General features: G+C 57.8%; 19 protein-coding genes and 1 tRNA gene. 9 read left to right on the forward strand and 11 right to left on the reverse strand.

Annotated features, from left to right (window positions below; genetic code table 11):
* Positions 1–69 precede the first annotated feature (69 nt).
* Complete coding sequence (locus H1Y61_RS16165) at positions 70–1347, reverse strand: NAD(P)/FAD-dependent oxidoreductase (protein ID WP_180573203.1); 1278 nt, start codon at positions 1345–1347, stop codon at positions 70–72.
* Between H1Y61_RS16165 and H1Y61_RS26970 the strand changes: the two genes are divergently transcribed.
* Entirely contained in the window at positions 1346–1471 is a 126-nt protein-coding gene (locus H1Y61_RS26970) for a hypothetical protein (RefSeq protein WP_267972635.1), read from the forward strand. The two genes, H1Y61_RS16165 and H1Y61_RS26970, sit on opposite strands and share 2 nt — an antisense overlap.
* Before the next feature lie 118 nt (positions 1472–1589).
* Here the strand turns inward: H1Y61_RS26970 and mqo are convergent, their stop codons facing one another.
* Positions 1590–3302: a malate dehydrogenase (quinone) gene (gene mqo / locus H1Y61_RS16170; RefSeq protein ID WP_174110073.1), complete on the reverse strand. Its 1713-nt coding sequence runs from the start codon at positions 3300–3302 to the stop codon at positions 1590–1592.
* A 440-nt stretch (positions 3303–3742) separates the two neighbouring features.
* On the opposite strand from mqo, the gene H1Y61_RS16175 reads away from it, so the two are divergent.
* Together H1Y61_RS16175 and H1Y61_RS16180 are read left to right on the forward strand one after the other, a co-directional pair.
* Complete coding sequence (locus H1Y61_RS16175) at positions 3743–4420, forward strand: response regulator transcription factor (RefSeq protein WP_180573204.1); 678 nt, start codon at positions 3743–3745, stop codon at positions 4418–4420.
* Positions 4398–5777, forward strand: a complete 1380-nt coding sequence (locus H1Y61_RS16180) for a sensor histidine kinase (RefSeq protein WP_235680774.1) — start codon at positions 4398–4400, stop codon at positions 5775–5777. Before H1Y61_RS16175 ends, H1Y61_RS16180 begins: the two co-directional genes overlap by 23 nt.
* Positions 5778–5874: 97 nt before the next feature.
* On the opposite strand, the gene H1Y61_RS16185 is transcribed toward H1Y61_RS16180, so the two are convergent.
* Positions 5875–6273 (reverse strand): (R)-mandelonitrile lyase, encoded by a 399-nt coding sequence (locus H1Y61_RS16185; RefSeq protein WP_174110072.1) that lies wholly within the window; start codon positions 6271–6273, stop codon positions 5875–5877.
* A gap of 231 nt (positions 6274–6504) precedes the next feature.
* On the opposite strand from H1Y61_RS16185, the gene bglB reads away from it, so the two are divergent.
* The 3 genes from bglB (at position 6505) to H1Y61_RS16200 (ending at position 9857) form a co-directional block, all read left to right on the forward strand.
* Positions 6505–7629 (forward strand): beta-galactosidase BglB, encoded by a 1125-nt coding sequence (bglB, locus tag H1Y61_RS16190; protein WP_234903249.1) that lies wholly within the window; start codon positions 6505–6507, stop codon positions 7627–7629.
* Positions 7630–7763: 134 nt separating this feature from the next.
* Positions 7764–9011, forward strand: coding sequence for an NAD(P)/FAD-dependent oxidoreductase (locus tag H1Y61_RS16195; RefSeq protein ID WP_180573205.1), 1248 nt, complete (start codon positions 7764–7766; stop codon positions 9009–9011).
* A gap of 108 nt (positions 9012–9119) precedes the next feature.
* Positions 9120–9857 (forward strand): CDP-diacylglycerol diphosphatase, encoded by a 738-nt coding sequence (locus tag H1Y61_RS16200; protein WP_180573206.1) that lies wholly within the window; start codon positions 9120–9122, stop codon positions 9855–9857.
* Between the two features lie 16 nt (positions 9858–9873).
* Here the strand turns inward: H1Y61_RS16200 and H1Y61_RS16205 are convergent, their stop codons facing one another.
* From H1Y61_RS16205 to H1Y61_RS16215, 3 genes are all read right to left on the reverse strand, one after another.
* A complete protein-coding gene (locus tag H1Y61_RS16205) occupies positions 9874–10419 on the reverse strand; it encodes a gluconokinase (RefSeq protein WP_180573207.1) in 546 nt (181 codons plus the stop codon).
* A 149-nt stretch (positions 10420–10568) separates the two neighbouring features.
* The gene (gene rirA / locus H1Y61_RS16210) at positions 10569–11039 is read right to left on the reverse strand and encodes an iron-responsive transcriptional regulator RirA (protein ID WP_015915017.1); all 471 of its coding nucleotides are present in this window, start codon (positions 11037–11039) and stop codon (positions 10569–10571) included.
* Positions 11040–11294: 255 nt separating this feature from the next.
* Positions 11295–12791, reverse strand: a complete 1497-nt coding sequence (locus H1Y61_RS16215) for a CoA-acylating methylmalonate-semialdehyde dehydrogenase (RefSeq protein ID WP_180573208.1) — start codon at positions 12789–12791, stop codon at positions 11295–11297.
* A 101-nt stretch (positions 12792–12892) separates the two neighbouring features.
* Between H1Y61_RS16215 and H1Y61_RS16220 the strand changes: the two genes are divergently transcribed.
* Entirely contained in the window at positions 12893–13774 is an 882-nt protein-coding gene (locus H1Y61_RS16220) for a LysR family transcriptional regulator (RefSeq protein ID WP_180573209.1), read from the forward strand.
* A gap of 14 nt (positions 13775–13788) precedes the next feature.
* Positions 13789–14220 (forward strand): OsmC family protein, encoded by a 432-nt coding sequence (locus H1Y61_RS16225; RefSeq protein WP_180573210.1) that lies wholly within the window; start codon positions 13789–13791, stop codon positions 14218–14220.
* Here the strand turns inward: H1Y61_RS16225 and H1Y61_RS16230 are convergent.
* The 3 genes from H1Y61_RS16230 to H1Y61_RS16240 are packed head-to-tail and all read right to left on the reverse strand — an operon-like array spanning position 14215 to position 16231.
* Entirely contained in the window at positions 14215–14835 is a 621-nt protein-coding gene (locus H1Y61_RS16230; RefSeq protein WP_180573211.1) for a DUF1007 family protein, read from the reverse strand. The two genes, H1Y61_RS16225 and H1Y61_RS16230, sit on opposite strands and share 6 nt — an antisense overlap.
* Positions 14832–15623 carry a hypothetical protein gene (locus tag H1Y61_RS16235; RefSeq protein ID WP_180573212.1) on the reverse strand — a complete coding sequence of 264 codons (792 nt, stop codon included), beginning with the start codon at positions 15621–15623 and terminating at the stop codon, positions 14832–14834. Before H1Y61_RS16235 ends, H1Y61_RS16230 begins: the two co-directional genes overlap by 4 nt.
* Entirely contained in the window at positions 15623–16231 is a 609-nt protein-coding gene (locus H1Y61_RS16240) for a HupE/UreJ family protein (protein ID WP_180573213.1), read from the reverse strand. Before H1Y61_RS16240 ends, H1Y61_RS16235 begins: the two co-directional genes overlap by 1 nt.
* A 359-nt stretch (positions 16232–16590) precedes the next feature.
* Between H1Y61_RS16240 and H1Y61_RS16245 the strand changes: the two genes are divergently transcribed.
* Entirely contained in the window at positions 16591–17193 is a 603-nt protein-coding gene (locus tag H1Y61_RS16245; protein ID WP_322790777.1) for a HupE/UreJ family protein, read from the forward strand.
* Between the two features lie 63 nt (positions 17194–17256).
* Here the strand turns inward: H1Y61_RS16245 and H1Y61_RS16250 are convergent.
* Positions 17257–17333, reverse strand: a tRNA-His gene (locus H1Y61_RS16250).
* Positions 17334–17498: 165 nt separating this feature from the next.
* A complete protein-coding gene (locus H1Y61_RS16255) occupies positions 17499–17948 on the reverse strand; it encodes a phasin (RefSeq protein ID WP_015915010.1) in 450 nt (149 codons plus the stop codon).
* Between the last annotated feature and the right edge of the window lie 127 nt (positions 17949–18075).

Consider the following 18075-nt stretch of genomic DNA (forward strand, 5'->3'; position numbering starts at 1 on the left):
CCCCTTGCGCAACATCAATCTCGGCTGGGTCGCTGCACGACTTAATGCAATGATATTATTTATAGAATTCTATTTTTTTGCCTGCCCTTCATCCCTCATCGTCTCTTTTTGAGTAATCAGGCGGGCACTATGCTGGCCGCTGAGATAAATCCACAACCAGCTCCAGGCGACCGCAAGTCTTGAGCGCGTGCCGATGAGAAAATAGATATGGGCGAGACCCCATATCCACCATGCGAGACTACCTGTTAGCTTTACCTTGCCAAAGTCAACGATGGCCGCGCTCTGGCCGATGGTGGCAAGGCTCCCTTGATGCCGGTAATGGAATGGCGCGGGAGCGGGTTTGCCTTTCAGTCTTGCCTTGATCACTTTGGCGACATAGGCGCCCTGTTGTTTGGCGGCAGGCGCAATACCCGGCACGGGCGTGTTATTGCCTTGGATAACCGACGCGGTATCACCGATCACAAAGACATCGGGCATTTCTGGCGCGGTAAGGTCCTTCCCTACAACCACGCGGCCCGCCCTGTCGGCGGGAACACTGAGCCAACGCGCGGCTGCTGATGCCTGAACACCAGCCGCCCAGACGATCGTCCGGCTTGGAGTGAACTGTTCACCAATCTGAACGCCCTCGCTTGAGCACTGTGTAACAGGCTGTCCAAGACGAACCTCAACACCGAGGTTTTCCAGCACGCCTTGCGCATAGGCAGACAGTTCCGGTGCAAAGCTTGGCAGCACACGTTGGCCCGCCTCGACCAGGATCACCTTTGTCCTGCGGGTATCGATGACGCGAAATTCCTTGGGGAGAGTCTTGTGTGCCAGCTCGGCGATAATGCCGGCAAGTTCGACGCCTGTTGGGCCGGCCCCAACAATGGTGAAGGTCAGAAGCGCCTCACGCATCGCCGGGTCAGAGGTGGTTTCTGCCTGCTCGAAGGCAAGAAGAAGGCGGCGGCGAATTGTCGTGGCATCCTCCAGCGTCTTCAGGCCCGGTGCCACAGGCTCCCATTCATCGTGTCCGAAATAGGCATGGGTCGCTCCGGTGGCCAGAACAAGCGTGTCGTAGGATATGGATGCCCCACTGCGTAACATGACCTGCTTTGCAGCGACATCGACGCCACCGACTTCACTCAGCAATGTCGAAACCTCCTGCCGGTCGCTATAGAGATGGCGAATGGGCCAGGCGATTTCCGACGTGGACAGAATGGTTGTTGCAACCTGATAGAGAAGAGGTTGGAAAAGATGATGGTTTCGCCGATCAATCAGCGTTATCCGCGCTCCGCTGCCTTTGAGATCATGGACCAGCTGAAGCCCGCCAAAGCCGCCACCAACAACCACGACGTGATGATCACTCATGATCGATCTTTCTCTTTTTATACCGGGTGAAATTCAGCTCAATGTAAACGCAGACCATGTGCAGAAAATTACAGTTGAAATTCTCGCCTATGGTCTGGCACGCAACTCATCGCCTTTGCGCTGATGCTACAGTATTGTGCACTTCATAAAACACACAATACTGCATGCGAGGACATATATTTTTGCCAGGATCCGCCGAATGCACGCCAAGGCGCGCATTCATTCTCGCGTAAGGCCAGAACTTACAGAGCCATGTCCGGCACACGTTTGATGTCTGCCGCCGGTGCGCTGACGCCTGGCTTTGTGATTGCGGACATGTCGATTGCCGGTGGTGCGAGCGTCAGTTGAAGGCGCTCTGCCGTCGCCGCCCATTCCTTGGCCAGCATATCGGGGTTTTCATTGAGGTTGACGCCATAGCTTGGCACCATGGTGCGCACCTTCTCCTGCCATTCCGGTGTCGCCAATTTCTCGGCAAACACTTTCTGGAGCAGATCCAGCATGATCGGTGCAGCCGTTGAAGCGCCTGGAGAAGCGCCGAGCAGGGCGGCAATGCTGCCATCCTTGGCCGCCACAATTTCTGTTCCGAGCTTGAGAATACCGCCCTTTTTGGCGTCTCTCTTGATGATCTGAACCCGCTGGCCTGCCTGCCAAAGGCGCCAATCCTCGGCCTTGGCATTGGGAAAATACGCGCGCAGGGCCTCCAGCCGATCTGCGTCTGACAGCAAGAGCTGCCCGGCCAGATATTCGACCAGATCAAACTCATCATAGCCAACCTTCAACATTGGCCAGATGTTTTCGAGCGTGATTGTCGCAGGCAGATCGAACAGCGATCCTTCCTTCAGGAACTTTGTCGAGAAGGTTGCGAAGGGGCCAAACAACAGGTGACGCTTGCCTTCAAACACGCGGGTGTCGAGATGCGGAACCGACATTGGCGGCGCACCGGTGGAAGCCTGCCCGTAGGCCTTGGCAAAATGCTGGTTTGCGATTTCCGGCTTGTCGCAGACCAAGAACGAACCGCCGACGGGGAAGCCCGCGTAATCATCGCCTTCAGGAATGCCCGCCATCTGCAGAAGGTGCAACGCCCCACCGCCCGCACCGATGAACACGAACTTCGCCTTGACGGTGGTTGACGATCCATCCTTGCGATTGGAGGTGCTGACGTTCCAGGATCCGTCGCTGGTCTTTTCAATCGCCTGCACTTCGGTGGAGGTGCGCAGCGCAAAGTTTGGATGGCTCTTCAGATGCGTGACATACTGGCGGGTCACTTCGCCCCAATCGGCGTCGGTGCCAAGGGGGCTCCAGGTGGCGGCGAGCTTCTGGGCGCGATCACGCCCGTCCATCATCAGCGGCACCCATTCGGCAATCTTGTCGTGATCGGTCGAAAACTGCATGCCGGAAAACAGCGGGCTGGCTTTCAACGCTTCAAACCGCTTGGCAAGAAACGCCGTGTTCTCATCGCCCCAGACGAAACTCATGTGCGGTGTCGAGTTGAGGAACGAGCGCGGATTTTTCAACACGCCAACATCAACCTGATGGGCAAGAAACTGGCGTGTGATCTGGAAGGCCGAATTGATCTCAATCGCCTTTTCGATATGCACATTGCCTTTCGCATCCATCGGCGAATAATTCAGCTCGGCAAGGGCCGAATGCCCCGTGCCGGCATTGTTCCAGCCGTTGGAGCTTTCCATGGCCACGGCGTCGAGCCGCTCGAGCATTTCAATCGTCCAATTCGGCTCAAGCTGGCTGAGCAAAACACCCAGCGTCGCACTCATGATGCCGCCACCGATCAAAAGGACATCCACGGTTTTTTCCGGCGCTTGCGCCCAGCTCGGCACAGAGGTCGCACCGAGAACGACCGCCCCTGTGGCTGCCGATCCCAAAAGCTGACGGCGGCTCAAAACCGGGCCTTGGATGCCTGCGGCAATGGATGGGTTGTCTTTAGGATGAACGGGCATCTGGCACCTAATTGAGGTTAAGGGCGACTGCCATGACCTTTGACGATCGCACCCTACAGCACCGTACGTTTTATAAAACGCACAAAGGACGCTGTAACGTTTTAAATGTGCTGCATAGTCCCTGAACCGATTCCGGTTTGAGGGAGGATTATGCAGCATTGTGACAAGTCAGCACGCGACTTTCTGTCGCGCAGTTGCTGGGGTTTGACGCAGTGACATGACAAAAGCCATTAAATAGAAATTTAAGAACGCTCGTCCCGGTCCTTGACGGCAAGCCTGGCTATGGCAGGCGTGCGTTGAATCACACACCGCACAATTGCGCTATTTTTTGAAAAACCGTAGGATTGAAACAGCAAATCGGCATTTGAAACGCGTGTGCTCTGGCAATAATGGATGACCTGCAACATCTATGGAGGTACCGACGCATCAAGGAATAGGCCATGGCGAAAGTTATCCTTATTGAGGATGATGAAGATACGGCACAAGATATCTGCGCTGAGCTGAAAGATTACGGATACGCCGTTGACTGGGAATCCGATGGTGCCAGGGGCCTTGAACGCGCAAGGAATGGCGGGGCTGATATCCTGATCGTTGACCGTATGCTGCCTGGTATGGATGGCCTTGCTGTGATTGATACACTGCGGCGCGAACAGGTTCGCACGCCTGTGCTTGTCATCAGTGCTCTCAGTGCCGTCAATGACCGTGTGCGCGGCCTGCGGGCCGGTGGCGACGACTATCTCACCAAGCCCTTTGCGATCCTCGAACTTGTCGCCCGTGTGGAAGCCCTTCTTCGCCGCCCCGCTGACATGTCGGCAAAAGTGCTGCGGGTTGGACCGCTTGAGCTTGACCTTCTGGAGCGAAGCGCTTGCCGCGGCGAAAGAGAAATTGAGCTTCTCCCCCGTGAATTCAAGCTGCTCGAATATATGATGCGCCATTGCGAGCAGCTTCTGACCCGAGGAATGCTGTTTGAGGAAGTCTGGAAATATAAATTCGTTCCCGATTCAAACCTCATCGATGTGCATATGGGTCGGCTCAGGCGAAAAATTGATCATCCGGGAGATCACCCGATGATCTCCAATATTCGTGGAGAAGGTTTTGTACTTCGCGCGCCCGGTTGAATGGGTCCGGCAATCCCGTTTCCGCTATGTGGTGGTGTTGGTGACAGCGATAACCGTTCCCATGGTGCTGAGCTTTAGCTTTGCCTATGTCCAGACCACTGGCCGCGAGTTGATCAATCAACTGGATGAGCTGGTTTTGCAAGAAGCAAGCGTCATCACACAAGGTGCTCTTCTGGGGCGGATGGATGCCTATGAGGAACGCGTAAGACAAGACCCGCGACGGGTGAAGCCAACGGGTATTTTCACAACCGATGGCCACCGTGTGTCGGGAAATGTCCAGGAATTTCCGTCGGGACTGGCACTGGATATGCCGCCCAGACAGGTTTCTATTGTGCGCACGGACCAAACACCACCGCGACAACAGCGGGCGCGTGCCGTTGCGCGACGCCTGCCAGATGGCAATATTCTGTTCGTTGGCTGGAGTACGGCCGATAATGAGCAGGCCGCATCCATGGTGGAAAGAGGGCTGCTGTTTGGCCTGGTTCCGGTGCTGACGTTTGGCCTGGCGGCAGCGGTGTTTTTTGGCTTGAACGCTCACAGGCGCGTCAACGAAATGCAAATCCGGATCGCACAGATTGTTGCGGGCGATTTGAAACAACGCCTGCCCTACCGCAATGTGCAGGACCCGCTCGACAACCTTGCCCAAATCGTCAACGGCATGCTCGACGAAATGCAGACCTTCATTGAGGACCTCGCCGCGGTCGGTGACGATATAGCCCACGATTTGAGAACACCTCTGGCCAGAGTGCGCCTCGGCCTGGAAAGGGCTCGGCGCCATGCGACCTCCGTTGAGGACATGCAGATCGCCATGGATCGGGCGATTTCAGGAATTGACCACGCAATCTCCATTGTCACAGCCATTTTGCGGGTTCGAGAGATTGAACAAGCGCGCCGACTTCAGGCATTTGACAAAGTGGAACTCGCGGAGCTCGTGCTGGAAGTCGGGGACCTCTATGAGCCCATTGCTGAAGAGAAGCAGCTGACACTGACAGTGAGGGCAGATGCCGACATTGTCGTTCACGGAGATCGGGATCTGATTTTCGAGGCCGTCGCCAATCTCGTTGATAACGCTATAAAATTCACGCCCGAGGGCGGCAGGATCGATGTTTGCCTTGTCGTGGAAGACGAGCGAAAAGCGCTCCGCGTGAGCGACACTGGCCCAGGCGTGCCAGAGAGCGAGAGAAATCTCCTTGTTCAGCGCTTTTACCGCTCAGACCGAAGCCGCCACACAAGAGGGTTGGGTTTGGGATTGACCTTGGTGGCCGCGATTACCAAACTGCATGGCTTCCGGTTCGACGTGCTGCCAACCAAGGGCTTCACGACAGAGATCACCTTTCCACAAAATGCACACGACTAAGACTGATGACCTCGCCGTCACAGGTATGAGACCTGGCGCAGGTATGCGCCCGGGCGTCTCCAATGAGACGCATTGTTGTGGCGGAGCGTAAACCCAATCACCCGGATCGATACTGCTCGTCCGTCACCTGCTCCAGCCAGTCTACCACCTTTCCATCCAGCTGCTCCTGAATGGCGATATGGGTCATGGCTGTGGTCGCGGAGGCACCGTGCCAGTGCTTTTCGCCGGGCTCGAACCAGACGACATCACCCGGATTGATGGTTTCGATCGGGCCACCCTCGCGCTGCACGAGGCCGAGGCCGGCGGTGACGATCAGCGTCTGGCCGAGGGGATGCGTGTGCCAGGCGGTGCGTGCGCCGGGCTCGAATGTCACGCTGGCTGCGGCGGCGCGGCGGGCATTGTTGGGCGAAAACAACGGATCGATGCGGACCGTGCCGGAAAACCAGTCCGATGGACCTTTGGTGGAAGGTTGGGTGCCGTTTCTTTTGATGTCCATGGGCTCAACCCCTTTTATTTTGAGAGATTCTGCCAAATAGATGGTGCCCATATGCTGTATGGCAATGATCATCTTTCGTCAGACCACCCCACCCAAAAGATAAAGTCAATGTCGAAAGCGTGTTCACCGCACCCGCCGAACGCCTCCTACCGCGCCTCCTGCTTGCAATCCCCTCCCGTCTATGCTCCCTTCACGCCGACGCTGTGGAGGGCGTCGCGGGAGGAGTTATTCATGACCATGCATCCTTTGCTGGCGCAGCCGGAGCGGTTCGTAACGCGCAATGAGGTTGTCGGGCTGATTGGCCGGTTGACGGACAATCTGATCAACATCACAGACACGACAGGGGAATTCCTGCTGCGGCTGGACGATGGGCGGGTGATCGACACCAAGGGCTGGGCCGGATGGGAATGGACCCATGGTATCGGGCTTTACGGCCTGTTCAAATACTGGCAGCAGACCGGCGATGCCAAGGCGATGGCTGTTATCACAGACTGGTTTTCGGCAAGACTTGCCGAGGGCACGCCGACCAAGAATATCAACACGGTCTGCCCGTTTCTGACGCTCGCTTGCCTATATGAACATTCGCCCAACCCGGTCTTTATCCCCTATCTGGAAACCTGGGCCGAATGGGTGATGTACGAGATGCCGCGCACCCGCGAAGGTGGTTTGCAGCATATCGTCTATAACAGCGTCAACGACCAGCAGATGTGGGACGATACATTGATGATGAGCGTCATGCCGCTCGCCAAGATCGGCCTGCTGTTGAACCGCCCGGACTATGTGGAGGAAGCGAAATATCAGTTTCTGATCCACAGCCAATATCTCGCCGACCGCGCCTCCGGCCTGTGGTTCCATGGCTGGACCTTCGATGGCAATCATAATTTTGCCCGCGCACTCTGGGCGCGCGGTAATTCCTGGGTGACCATCGCCATTCCGGAATTCATCGATCTCTTGCAATTGCCGGAAGGCGACGCGGTGCGGCGTCATCTGCTCTCGACGCTCGATCGACAGGCCGCAGCCCTTGCCAAATATCAGGACCCTTCCGGCCTCTGGCACACGCTGGTCGATGACGAGGGCAGCTATCTGGAAGCCTCGGCCACCGCCGGTTTTGCCTATGGACTGATGAAAGCGGTGCGCAAACGGTATATCAGCGCGGACTATCGACCCGTGGCGGAACGGGCGGTGCGCGGCGTCATTGCCAATATCGACGCCAAGGGCGAATTGAACCAGGTGTCCTTCGGCACCGCCATGGGTTCTGATCTCGATTTCTATCGCAATATCAAGCTAACCTCGATGCCCTATGGGCAGGCGATGGCCATTCTGTGCCTTTCTGAATATCTGAGATCCTTTATTTGAAACCGGTAGTAGAGAAAGCCCGAAGCACCGCAATGGCAGGATAAAAATCCTGCCATTTCAGAAAGTTTTCATTTGCGCATTTCCCAGCGCTTTTGCATGGTCGTGGCAGTCAATCCTTGACCGTGGGTCTTTTCATGTCTGTCGATGCAATTGTTCTTGGCGCTGGTATTATCGGCGTGTCCACCGCTGTTCAGCTGGCGCGGCGCGGCAAATCTGTGGTGCTGGTGGACAGGCGGGGCGCAGGCGAGGAAACGTCCTACGGCAATGCCGGGCTGATCCAGCGCGAAGGCGTCGTGCCCTACGGCTTTCCGCAGGATCTTGGCTTGATCCTGCGCTACGGTCTCAACAACCGGATCGATGCGCATTATCATCTGAAGGCCCTGCCGAAGCTTGCCGCTTTCCTCTCCTCCTATTGGTGGCATTCCAACAAGCCGCGCCATGAGGTGATCGCCAGGGCCTATGCGCCGCTGATCGAGCATTCAATCACCGAACATAAAGAGCTGATCGAGGCATCGGGGGCCGAAGCGCTGATCCGCAAGGACGGTTGGGTCGAGGCGTTTCGCACCCAGGCCGTGCGCGACAAGGAAGTGGCTGAGGCCGAACGGCTGGGGCGTGAATACGGTATTCAATTTCAAACCCTGACGGCAGCCGATCTGGCCCGCGAAGAGCCGCATCTGAGCCAGGATTTCATCGGCGGGCTGAAATGGAACGATCCCTGGTCGGTGCTCGATCCGCTCGGACTGACCAAGGCCTATCTCGCCACGTTCGAAAAGCTTGGCGGACGTTTCATGCATGGTGATGCCTTGAGCCTGAAACAGGCAGGCAGCGGCTGGCAGGTCACCACCGACGATGGCGTGATCGATGGCAAACAGGTCGTGGTGGCGCTTGGCCCCTGGTCGGATGAAGTGATGGCCAAGCTCGGCTACAGGTTCCTGCTCGGCGTCAAGCGCGGCTACCACATGCACTATGCCAGCAGCGGCAATGCAGTGCTGAACAACTGGATGATGGACAAGGAGCGCGGCTATTTTCTCGCCCCGATGACCCAGGGCATCCGGTTGACGACCGGGGCAGAATTTGCCTTGCGCGACGCGCCGAAAACCCCGGTACAATTGGCGCGGGCCGAAAAAGTCGCCCGCACCATCTTTCCGCTGGCCGAGCGGCTGGACGCGGAACCCTGGATGGGCGCGCGGCCCTGCACCCCGGATATGATGCCGGTGATTGGCCAGGCGCCGCGCCACAAGGGCCTGTGGCTGGCGTTTGGTCACGCCCATCATGGCTTGACGCTGGGTCCGGTAACGGGGCGGTTGCTGGCGGAGGCGATGAGCGGCGAAACGCCGTTTCTGGATATCTCGGCCTTTCGTCCGGAGCGGTTCAGGGCCTGATACAGATCCCGAAAATGTGATCTGCGGACGAACCGGGCGTCACAGGAAATCGGCAGACGGACCTTACAGTCGGGTGCTTGAAGTCAATGATTTGCTCAAGGGATCACTATGACCAGCCGCCCGCTTTCCTCCCTCGCCCTTGGTCTCATCGGCCTGCTTGCCGCCGCCGCAATTGCCCATGCCGATCCCGACGCGCTGTGGAAAATCGTCCATGACAAATGTGTTGTCGCGACAGCGCCTTGCGTCAGCGTCAATGCCGGCGAACATTACGCGCTGCTGAAGGACCAACGTGGCGTGGCGCAGCATCTGCTGATCCCGACCGACAAGATCACCGGCATTGAAAGCCCTGCTCTGCTGGATGACAAGACGCCGAATTTCTTTGCCGATGCCTGGAAGGAACGGGCCGCCGTCGATGCCAAGCTGCCGCATCCCTTGTCACGCGATGCGCTCAGCCTGGCGGTCAACGCACAAAACGCCCGCTCGCAGAACCAGTTGCATATCCATATCGACTGCCTCAGCCCGGATGCCCATGCGCTTTTGACCAAGATGGCCAATGAGACCAGCACCGACTGGGCTCCCCTGCCGGTCGCGGTGGCCGGACACCATTTCATCGCCATGAAGGTCGAGGGCGATACGCTGGCGGGCTACAATCCGTTTCTGGCGCTGGCCAAGACCCTGAAAGACCCGTCAACGGAGATGGCAAGCCACAATCTGGTGGTGGTTGGCGCCCGTTTCGCCAGCGGCCCAGGCTTCATCATTCTGAGCGATGTCGCACCTGCCGCGACCATCGGTTTTTCCGGCGGTGAAGATGTACAGGATCACAGCTGCCGGATCGATCCGGCCTGATCACCGCAAATCGTGGTTATTCCAGCTCCGACAGCCCGACTGCTGCGGCATCAACAATGGCGTCGATGCTGCGATCAATATCAACTGTCACCACACAAGGCTCACCGGTCGGGCTTTCCAGTGTTGCAAGCTGGCTTTCCAGCAGGCTGACCGGCATGAAATGTCCGGTGCGTTCACCCATGCGGCGGGTCAATAGCTCTTTCGAGCCTTCCAGATAAATGAAGGCGGTGCGGTTGCCGGTCGCCTCGCGCAGAAGGTCGCGATAGCTTTTTTTCAGCGACGAACAGGACACGATAATGGTCTGGCCCTCCAGCAAGGCGGCGGCCATTTTATCGCCGATCGCTTGCAACCAGGGCCAACGGTCCTCGTCAGTGAGCGGCGTGCCCTTGGCCATCTTCTCGACATTGGCGGCGGGATGCAGGCTGTCTCCTTCTAGGAAGGCGACGCCAAGCTTTTTCGCCAGGCCCTCGCCAATCGAGCTTTTGCCGCAGCCGCTGACCCCCATGACGATGATTGCCCAAGGTCTGGTACGAACGGTGTCGGCTGTCTGATGGGCGGTCATGCTGATCTCTCCGGGCGGATACGTCACTTACCTTCAAGTAGCGTATTGCCGTCCCTGGTCAACCGCTTCGCCCATGCCTCTCCACAAACGAAAAACGCCCGGACCGGAGGTCAGGGCGCTCTACATCATCACTTTTAAAACAAACAGGCTCAGGCAGCCGGTGCAGCTGCCAGACGAGGCAGATCCTCGATACCCAGCAAAAAGTTGATCTGCGGGCGGGCCTTGACCAAGTCGTCGATGGAATATTCCGCCAGCACCGCGAAGAAAGCGTTGAGCGCCTTGCGCAGCGCCGAATTCAGGCCGCAGCTGTCGATCAACGGGCAATCGACCTCGCCATCGTCCTCGAAGCATTCGGCCATCGCAAAGCTGTCTTCCGTGACCTTGACCACGTCAAACAGGCTGATCTTTTCAGGTGCGCGGCCCAGGCGCACGCCGCCATTGCGGCCACGCACGGTTTCCACCAGACCCGCCTTGTTGAGCGGCTGGAGGATTTTGAACAGGAACAGTTCAGAGACACCATAGGCCTTGGCAATTTCCGGGATACGGCTCAGGTGGTCCTTGTTCGCCGCGCAATACATCAGAATGCGTACCGCGTAATTGGTCTGCTTCGTCAAGCGCATGCGCCACTCCTTAAGCTGGTCCAGCGAACCTTAGCCGCTTGGCGGTCCTTGGCAAAGCGCCAATTTTGTCCGTCCATATCGGCATATATAATGGCTTTTGTACTTTTGAACAATTCCAAATTAACATTTTTTGAGCGTGTTTCTCCAGAAAAGATTTTCATGCTTGGAGTGTTGATTTTGGCTTTTTATCACGAAAAAAGGCGGGCCGCTGGAGACCCGCCTTGGTGATAATTTTTGGTGCGACGTCTTACGTCATCATTTCATCGTTGGCATGACGAACTCGGCACCGTCTTTAATTCCTGAAGGCCAGCGGCTGGTGACGGTCTTGGTGCGGGTCCAGAATTTGATCGAGTCCGTACCATGCTGGTTGAGGTCACCGAAGGAAGACGCCTTCCAACCGCCGAAGGAGTGATAGGCTAGCGGCACGGGGATCGGCACATTGATGCCGACCATGCCGATATTGATGCGGCTGGCGAAATCGCGGGCCGCATCGCCATCGCGGGTGTAGATGGCAACGCCATTGCCATATTCATGCTTCATCGGCAGATCGAGCGCTTCTTCATAGTTCTTGGCGCGTACCACGGAGAGAACGGGCCCAAAAATCTCGGTCTTGTAGATGTCCATGTCTGGCGTGACGTTATCGAACAGGCAGCCGCCGACGAAATTGCCGTTTTCATAGCCCTGAAGCTTGAAATCGCGGCCATCGACAACCAGCTTCGCCCCTGCTTCCACGCCGCTGTCAATCAGGCCCAGAATACGGTCACGCGCTTCCTTGGTAATGACAGGACCCATATCCGCCTTGTCATCGGTATAGGGACCGATGCGCAGGCTCTCGATCATCGGGGTCAGCTTGGCGATCAACCGGTCCGCTGTTTCTTCACCAACCGGAACGGCAACCGAAATGGCCATGCAACGCTCGCCAGCCGAGCCATAGCCCGCGCCCATCAGCGCATTAGCGGCCTGATCCAGATCGGCATCGGGCATGATGATCATATGGTTCTTGGCACCGCCGAAGCATTGGGCGCGCTTGCCGTTGGCAGCAGCCGTGCCATAAACGTAGCGGGCAATCGGGGTGGAGCCGACGAAGGAAATTGCACCGATGTCGGGATGGGTCAGCAGGCCATCGACAGCAGCCTTGTCGCCGTTGACGACATTCAGAATACCAGCAGGCAGACCCGCTTCAATCATCAGTTCGGCAAGACGCATCGGCACGGACGGATCGCGCTCGGAAGGCTTGAGGATAAAGGCATTGCCGCAAGCGATGGCCGGGGCAAACATCCACATCGGGATCATCGCCGGAAAGTTGAACGGGGTAATGCCAGCGCCAATGCCCACAGCCTGACGGATCGAATACATATCAATATTGGGGCCTGCGCCTTCGGTAAACTCGCTCTTCGACAGGTGCGGAATGCCGATAACGAATTCACAGACTTCCAGGCCACGGACGATATCGCCCTTGGCGTCTTCAATGGTCTTGCCATGTTCACGCGACAGCATTTCGGCCAGCTCATCCATATGGGTGTTGAGCAGTTCGACGAACTTCATGAACACACGGGCGCGGCGCTGCGGATTGGTGGCGGCCCATTTCGGCTGGGCGGCCTTGGCGTTTTCCACCGCTGCGTTCAACTCGTCTGCGCTGGCCAGCGAGATTTCGCCCTGCACCTCACCCGTGGCAGGGTTAAAAATCGGCTGCTTGCGGCCAGAGGTGCCAGCCACGGCCTTGCCGCCAATAAAATGCCCGATCTGATACATGGGTTTCCTCCTGAGTGTTTTTGATAGGCCACTATCGCGCTTTAATTTGCACAACGCAACGCGATGATTTACGCATCCGTTGTGCATAAATGGATGCTGTTATGAATTGGGATGACGTTCGCATTTTTCTGGCCATTGCCCGCACGGGGCAAATTCTGGCCGCCTCAAAACGGTTGGGGCTGAACCACGCCACGCTCTCACGCCGCTTGACGGCGCTGGAAGATGCGCTGAAAACACGGCTGTTCATTCGCCGCACCAATGGCTGCGAATTGACCGCGGAGGGCGAGGTGTTTTTGGCCTCCGCCGAGCGGATGGAAACCGAAATGCTGGAAGCCCAAGCCCGCCTTGGCCGCACCGATGCCAAGGTGGCAGGCACGGTGCGCATTGGCGCGCCGGATGGGTTTGGCGTGTTTTTTCTGGCCTCCAAGCTGGGGGATTTGATTGAGCGGCACCCGGAATTGAAAATCCAGCTGGTGCCGGTGCCACGCTCGTTTTCGCTGTCACAGCGCGAGGCCGATATTGCTGTGACGTTGGAGCGGCCCGATCAGGGCCGCCTCGTCTCGGCCCATCTGACCGATTACAGCTTGGCGCTTTACGCCTCCCGCCAGTATATTGAGCGCCACGGGTTGCCGGAGACGGTGGAGGCCCTCAAGGATCATCACCGCATTGGCTATGTGGAAGACCTGATCTTCACGCCATCGCTGAATTTTACCGGCGAAATCATGCGCAACTGGAACGCCAGCTTTGAGATTTCCTCCGCCATCGGCCAGACGGAAGCGGTGCTGGCAGGCGCTGGCATCGGTATTTTGCACAGCTACATCGCGCGGCAGCATCACGATCTGGTCCGCATTCTGCCCGACATCACCTTGCACCGCGCCTATTGGACCACCTATCATGAAAGCCTGCGCGATCTGGCCCGCATTCGCACCGTGGTGGATTACTTAAGGGAACGGGTCGATCAGGATCGCGGTATCTTTTTATAACCAGGATAAGCATCATGGCCGAGATCAAGATGAAAACCCGCCCGGTGGGCGCCACCGCCGTAATCGGTCGCACCGGTTTTCCGCAAATCACCTCGGCCACCGGCGGTGAGCTGGCCATCGTCACCGGCCCGTCACAACCGGGCTTCAACCCGCTGGACCTGCTCTACGCCTCGCTGGCCGGTTGCCTGACGATCAGTGCGCGCCTTGCCGCCAGCGAAATGGGAGTGATGGACAGGATCAGCGAAATTACCGCCAAAGTGACGGGTGAAAAGGCCAAGGCAGGCCTGTCTCGGGTTGAGCGTTTCGACATCACCCTGACCATCAAGGGCGAGATTGATGACGAGACCCGCAAGGCCATTGCCGACAGGGCCGAGCATGAGATCTGCACCGTCAGCAATACAATTTCCGGTAATCCGCAGTTTGTGACCACGCTACTTCAATCATAGAGACGGATCACAGGTCAGGGTTATCCGCTCCGGCACAACCAGCCCGGCAAAATAGGCATGGGCCGGGTTTGGCGCACGGCTGGTCCGGCACTGGCCACCATCGCCGCGAATCTGAAGCCCACCGGCCTCGGCCAGACGGAAAGCGGCGACATAGTCCTTGTCCTTGACCTCCAGATCAAGGCTTTTGCCGCGCAGATCCACCGGTCCGGCCAGGCTGAAAGCAAAGGTGACAGTCACGACATTCCCATGGATCTCAGCGGTAAAGCCCACCGGCTGCAACCGCGCCGCCTGCCTGCCATCCACCGACAATTCGGTGAAAAACCGCTTGCGGCCAAGATCGGCAATCAGCTTGTCGCGCAGGGCCGAGGCCTCCTCGGCGGTAAACTGGCTGTTGCGGTCGCGGTCATAGCGATCCAGCAGAACACGGCTATAGGCCGCATCGAAGGACCAGCTTTCACCGACCCCCGTCAACACCCCATGATGCATATCGAACAGCACCCTCAGCGTGATGGCGATGTCTGGATGCGCCAGCACCGGAAAGGCAGACAGCAGACTGAAAGTCAGCGTGGCTGCAAGCGCGGTCTTGCGGCGAAAGGCAAGTGGCAAACGGCTCATGGCAACCTCCCCTCACCCGAATCCGGCCCCAGCACCGGTCTCTGGGGACCATAGCGGTCCAGGGATTTGAACAGGGGCTCAAAACCTGAAAAATCATCGCTGGCAGCAGGAGGTTCCACGAAGGGCGGCGGGGTGAGTGTGGTCTGTTTCGAGGCCATGTAAGCACCGCCGTACAGCATGCCGATGGCAAGCAACCAGCTGCCATAAACTCGCGAGGCAATCCTGGTCCAGGCGGCAGTGACGATACCAGCAACAAGACCGGACACCAGCAACAGCCAAAGCGCGGCAGACAGCGCCAAGGGCAGATAGAGCCGGTCATGCAGGCTTGGATCGGAAAAAGAGATCGCCAGCGAAAGAGCGATCCCAAGCACCGGCAACAGCGCCAGACCGGACCAGAACCGCAGCGGAAATGGTAAGACCAGAATTGCGCCCGCCAACAGACAGGCCAAGGGGCCAACCAGAAAGAAATGGCTGGGCGCTGCGGGCAAAGGCGCCAGAAGCTGCATCCACATATCGCGCCAGACAAAACCGGCGACAAGGGCCGCCACCAGCACCAGCAGAGCCAGCGGCAATCGCCGTCTCGGCAATTGCCCCAGAATGAAGCCTGTGCCGATCAAGGGCAGCAGGCGTTCAATGGTAAACGTGGTCGATAGCAGCCAATGGTCCAGCGTCTCCTGGTCAAGCCAGGTCCACACTGCCGAGGCGCATATCCCGATTGCCCCAAGCAATGCCAGAATGGCGAGGCCCACCGGCAGATATCGAGCAAGGGGTCCGCCCGGCTTTGCCATCAGGTTACAAGGAAATAAAGGCCGCCGATGGCGATCAACCCGCCGGGAATACGAACCATGCGCTCTCCCAAGGCCCGCGACACACCAAGCCCGACGGCAATACCAGCAAGATGGATCAGGCCGGTGGCAATCACGAAGCCGATGGCAAAATCGGCGGGATCGGCGGCAATTGGCAATTCGGCGCCGTGCGCATAGCCGTGGCAGATGGCAAACAGGCCGATAACCGTCAGCGCCAGCCATTCCGGCGGCCGCCAGACCAGCGCAATCGCTGCGCCCAGCACGACGATGGAGAGCGCGATTCCGGTTTCAATCGCCGGCAGCGGCACACCGGCAATGCCGAGAATGCCACCCAGGACCATGATCAGCGGAAAGGTGATTGGCAGCGCCCAGACATTGCGGCCACCCAGTTGCGCGCCCCAGAGACCGACGGAAAACATCGCCAGAAGATGATCGGCACCCGACAGGGGATGTTCGAAGCCTTGCAGGAACCCACCGGCACCGCCCTGGACGATATGCGCCTCGGCAATGCCCGGCATCAAGGCGACAAGCAATGCAACAGAGGCAAGCCGCCCTGCGCCGACGATCTGACGTTTAAAGTTTTCCCGCATATCCGATCTCCCGAATTGAATGGCTGCCCTGCTTTTCTGTCCTGCTCTGCCTTTGGCTGCCACCTTATGCAGACTGTTTCTGCGACCAAATTGTGGTCGCGAAATGCATGGAACCTGTTTGCACCTGATCAAGCCAGAAAGAAAGCTTCGACGATAACAGCCGGACGTTGTCAGTGCCCAGGGCGTCACTTATACCCCATATTTTACAGTTATAGGCCAATCTTCCCAAAAACGGGCTTCCAAAAAACGGCTTCCAAAAAGTCTTCGAGAAAAACGGCAAGGGCAAAGCGACAATGACCGCATTTCATCCAAGGAAAATCCCGGGCCATTTCCAAGAGTATTTTCTGAGACGTTTCAGGGTGATCAACGGATTACCCTTGCGCCTGATGATCGCCTTGCTGGGCTTTGCAGGCAGCGCCGCACCGGCCTTTGCCCATGTGCTAGGTGGCCCGATGGGCGGCTTCGGCAGCGGGTTCGAGCATCCGCTGCTGGGCGCCGATCACTTCCTGGCGATGCTGGCGGTCGGTCTCTGGGGCGCACAGATGGGTGGCCGCTCTGTCTGGACCCTGCCCGCCACCTTCCCGCTGATCATGTGCATCGGCGGCGTGATTGGTATGTTGGCCGACATTCCCGACCCGTTGATTTCCGGCGGCATAGCGCTCTCGCTACTGGCACTGGGTGCTGCCATCGCCGCCAACTGGAAAGCCCCCGAATTCGCCTCGCTTTCGATCATCACGCTGTTTGCGCTGTTCCATGGCTATCCCCATGGCAAAATGGCCCCCAACGCCACCGACCCCGCCGCCTACACCGTCGGCTTCGTCGTCGCCACCGGCATGATCCACATCCTCGGCATCGCCATCGGCTACGGGCTGGGCCGGCTCTATAACGGCATGGTGGTCCGCGCGCTGGGCGGGCTTATCGTGGTCGCGGGGGTGTATTATCTGGTGACGGGACAGATGTAATATTCAAAACGAAACCGAACAAACGGTTCGCAAGCAGCTGATCTGAAAATATTGTGGAAGAAATGGTACGGTTGGGGGGTCTCGAACCTCCGACCTCAGGTGCCACAAACCTGCGCTCTAACCAACTGAGCTACAACCGCACATCAAGCGCTAGCGCTTTCGAGGGGTCACATACGGGGCGTGGGAGAATTTTTCAAGCCCCTTTTTACGCTTCCCCATTTATTTACAGATCACTGGCGGCGACGGCAATAAAAAGGGCCGGACGAACCGACCCTCTCATCTTCATCAATATCTGACCGAAAAGATCAGGAGACCTTGAAGCTGGACATTGCCTTTTCAGCGGCTTCCTTGCCGGGCTTTGCCACGGTTTCGGCAACCTTCTTGACGGTTTCCTGCATGGCCTTGGCCTGCTCGACGGTGACTTCAGCCTGCTTGCGGATGAACGCGGTCTGCAATTCGACCAGCTCAGCAACAGACTTGACGCCCATCAGGGCTTCCATGTGCGATAGGGACAGCTCGGCATTGGTGCGCAGGGCGTCGATTGCCTTGAGGCCAAGTTCCATGCTGCCGCTCTGGGCGCTCTGCAACGTGGCTTCAACCGTCTTGGTGGCGTCTTCGGCAGCGGTCTTCATCTTGGCATAGGCTTCCTTGGACTGAGCAGCGCCCTTCTCGGTGAAGTCGCGCAGGCTGTCGGAAATCTTTGCAGGGTCGAAGGCAGCAGCAGAGAAAGGGGTGGATTTCGAATTGGTAGCCATGATGGAACTCCTTGGAAGGGGCTGCCTCTGGTCGCCTTAAGCTTGCAGCCCGGTGTTTTTCGATAGAGGCTATATAGCAGGACTTATTGTGCGTTGCAATATTATGTTGCAACGCACAATAAAATAA

Origin of the sequence: Agrobacterium vitis (assembly GCF_013426735.1) — a bacterium.
GTDB lineage: Bacteria > Pseudomonadota > Alphaproteobacteria > Rhizobiales > Rhizobiaceae > Allorhizobium > Allorhizobium vitis_D.

Coding starts and splice junctions, on each gene's coding strand:
- H1Y61_RS26970 (WP_267972635.1), top strand. CDS start 1,346: ATGATCGATCTTTCTCTTTTTATACCGGGTGAAATTCAGCTCAATGTA.
- H1Y61_RS16165 (WP_180573203.1), bottom strand. CDS start 1,347: ATGAGTGATCATCACGTCGTGGTTGTTGGTGGCGGCTTTGGCGGGCTT.
- mqo (WP_174110073.1), bottom strand. CDS start 3,302: ATGCCCGTTCATCCTAAAGACAACCCATCCATTGCCGCAGGCATCCAA.
- H1Y61_RS16175 (WP_180573204.1), top strand. CDS start 3,743: ATGGCGAAAGTTATCCTTATTGAGGATGATGAAGATACGGCACAAGAT.
- H1Y61_RS16185 (WP_174110072.1), bottom strand. CDS start 6,273: ATGGACATCAAAAGAAACGGCACCCAACCTTCCACCAAAGGTCCATCG.
- bglB (WP_234903249.1), top strand. CDS start 6,505: ATGACCATGCATCCTTTGCTGGCGCAGCCGGAGCGGTTCGTAACGCGC.
- H1Y61_RS16195 (WP_180573205.1), top strand. CDS start 7,764: ATGTCTGTCGATGCAATTGTTCTTGGCGCTGGTATTATCGGCGTGTCC.
- H1Y61_RS16200 (WP_180573206.1), top strand. CDS start 9,120: ATGACCAGCCGCCCGCTTTCCTCCCTCGCCCTTGGTCTCATCGGCCTG.
- H1Y61_RS16205 (WP_180573207.1), bottom strand. CDS start 10,419: ATGACCGCCCATCAGACAGCCGACACCGTTCGTACCAGACCTTGGGCA.
- rirA (WP_015915017.1), bottom strand. CDS start 11,039: ATGCGCTTGACGAAGCAGACCAATTACGCGGTACGCATTCTGATGTAT.
- H1Y61_RS16215 (WP_180573208.1), bottom strand. CDS start 12,791: ATGTATCAGATCGGGCATTTTATTGGCGGCAAGGCCGTGGCTGGCACC.
- H1Y61_RS16220 (WP_180573209.1), top strand. CDS start 12,893: ATGAATTGGGATGACGTTCGCATTTTTCTGGCCATTGCCCGCACGGGG.
- H1Y61_RS16225 (WP_180573210.1), top strand. CDS start 13,789: ATGGCCGAGATCAAGATGAAAACCCGCCCGGTGGGCGCCACCGCCGTA.
- H1Y61_RS16230 (WP_180573211.1), bottom strand. CDS start 14,835: ATGAGCCGTTTGCCACTTGCCTTTCGCCGCAAGACCGCGCTTGCAGCC.
- H1Y61_RS16235 (WP_180573212.1), bottom strand. CDS start 15,623: ATGGCAAAGCCGGGCGGACCCCTTGCTCGATATCTGCCGGTGGGCCTC.
- H1Y61_RS16240 (WP_180573213.1), bottom strand. CDS start 16,231: ATGCGGGAAAACTTTAAACGTCAGATCGTCGGCGCAGGGCGGCTTGCC.
- H1Y61_RS16255 (WP_015915010.1), bottom strand. CDS start 17,948: ATGGCTACCAATTCGAAATCCACCCCTTTCTCTGCTGCTGCCTTCGAC.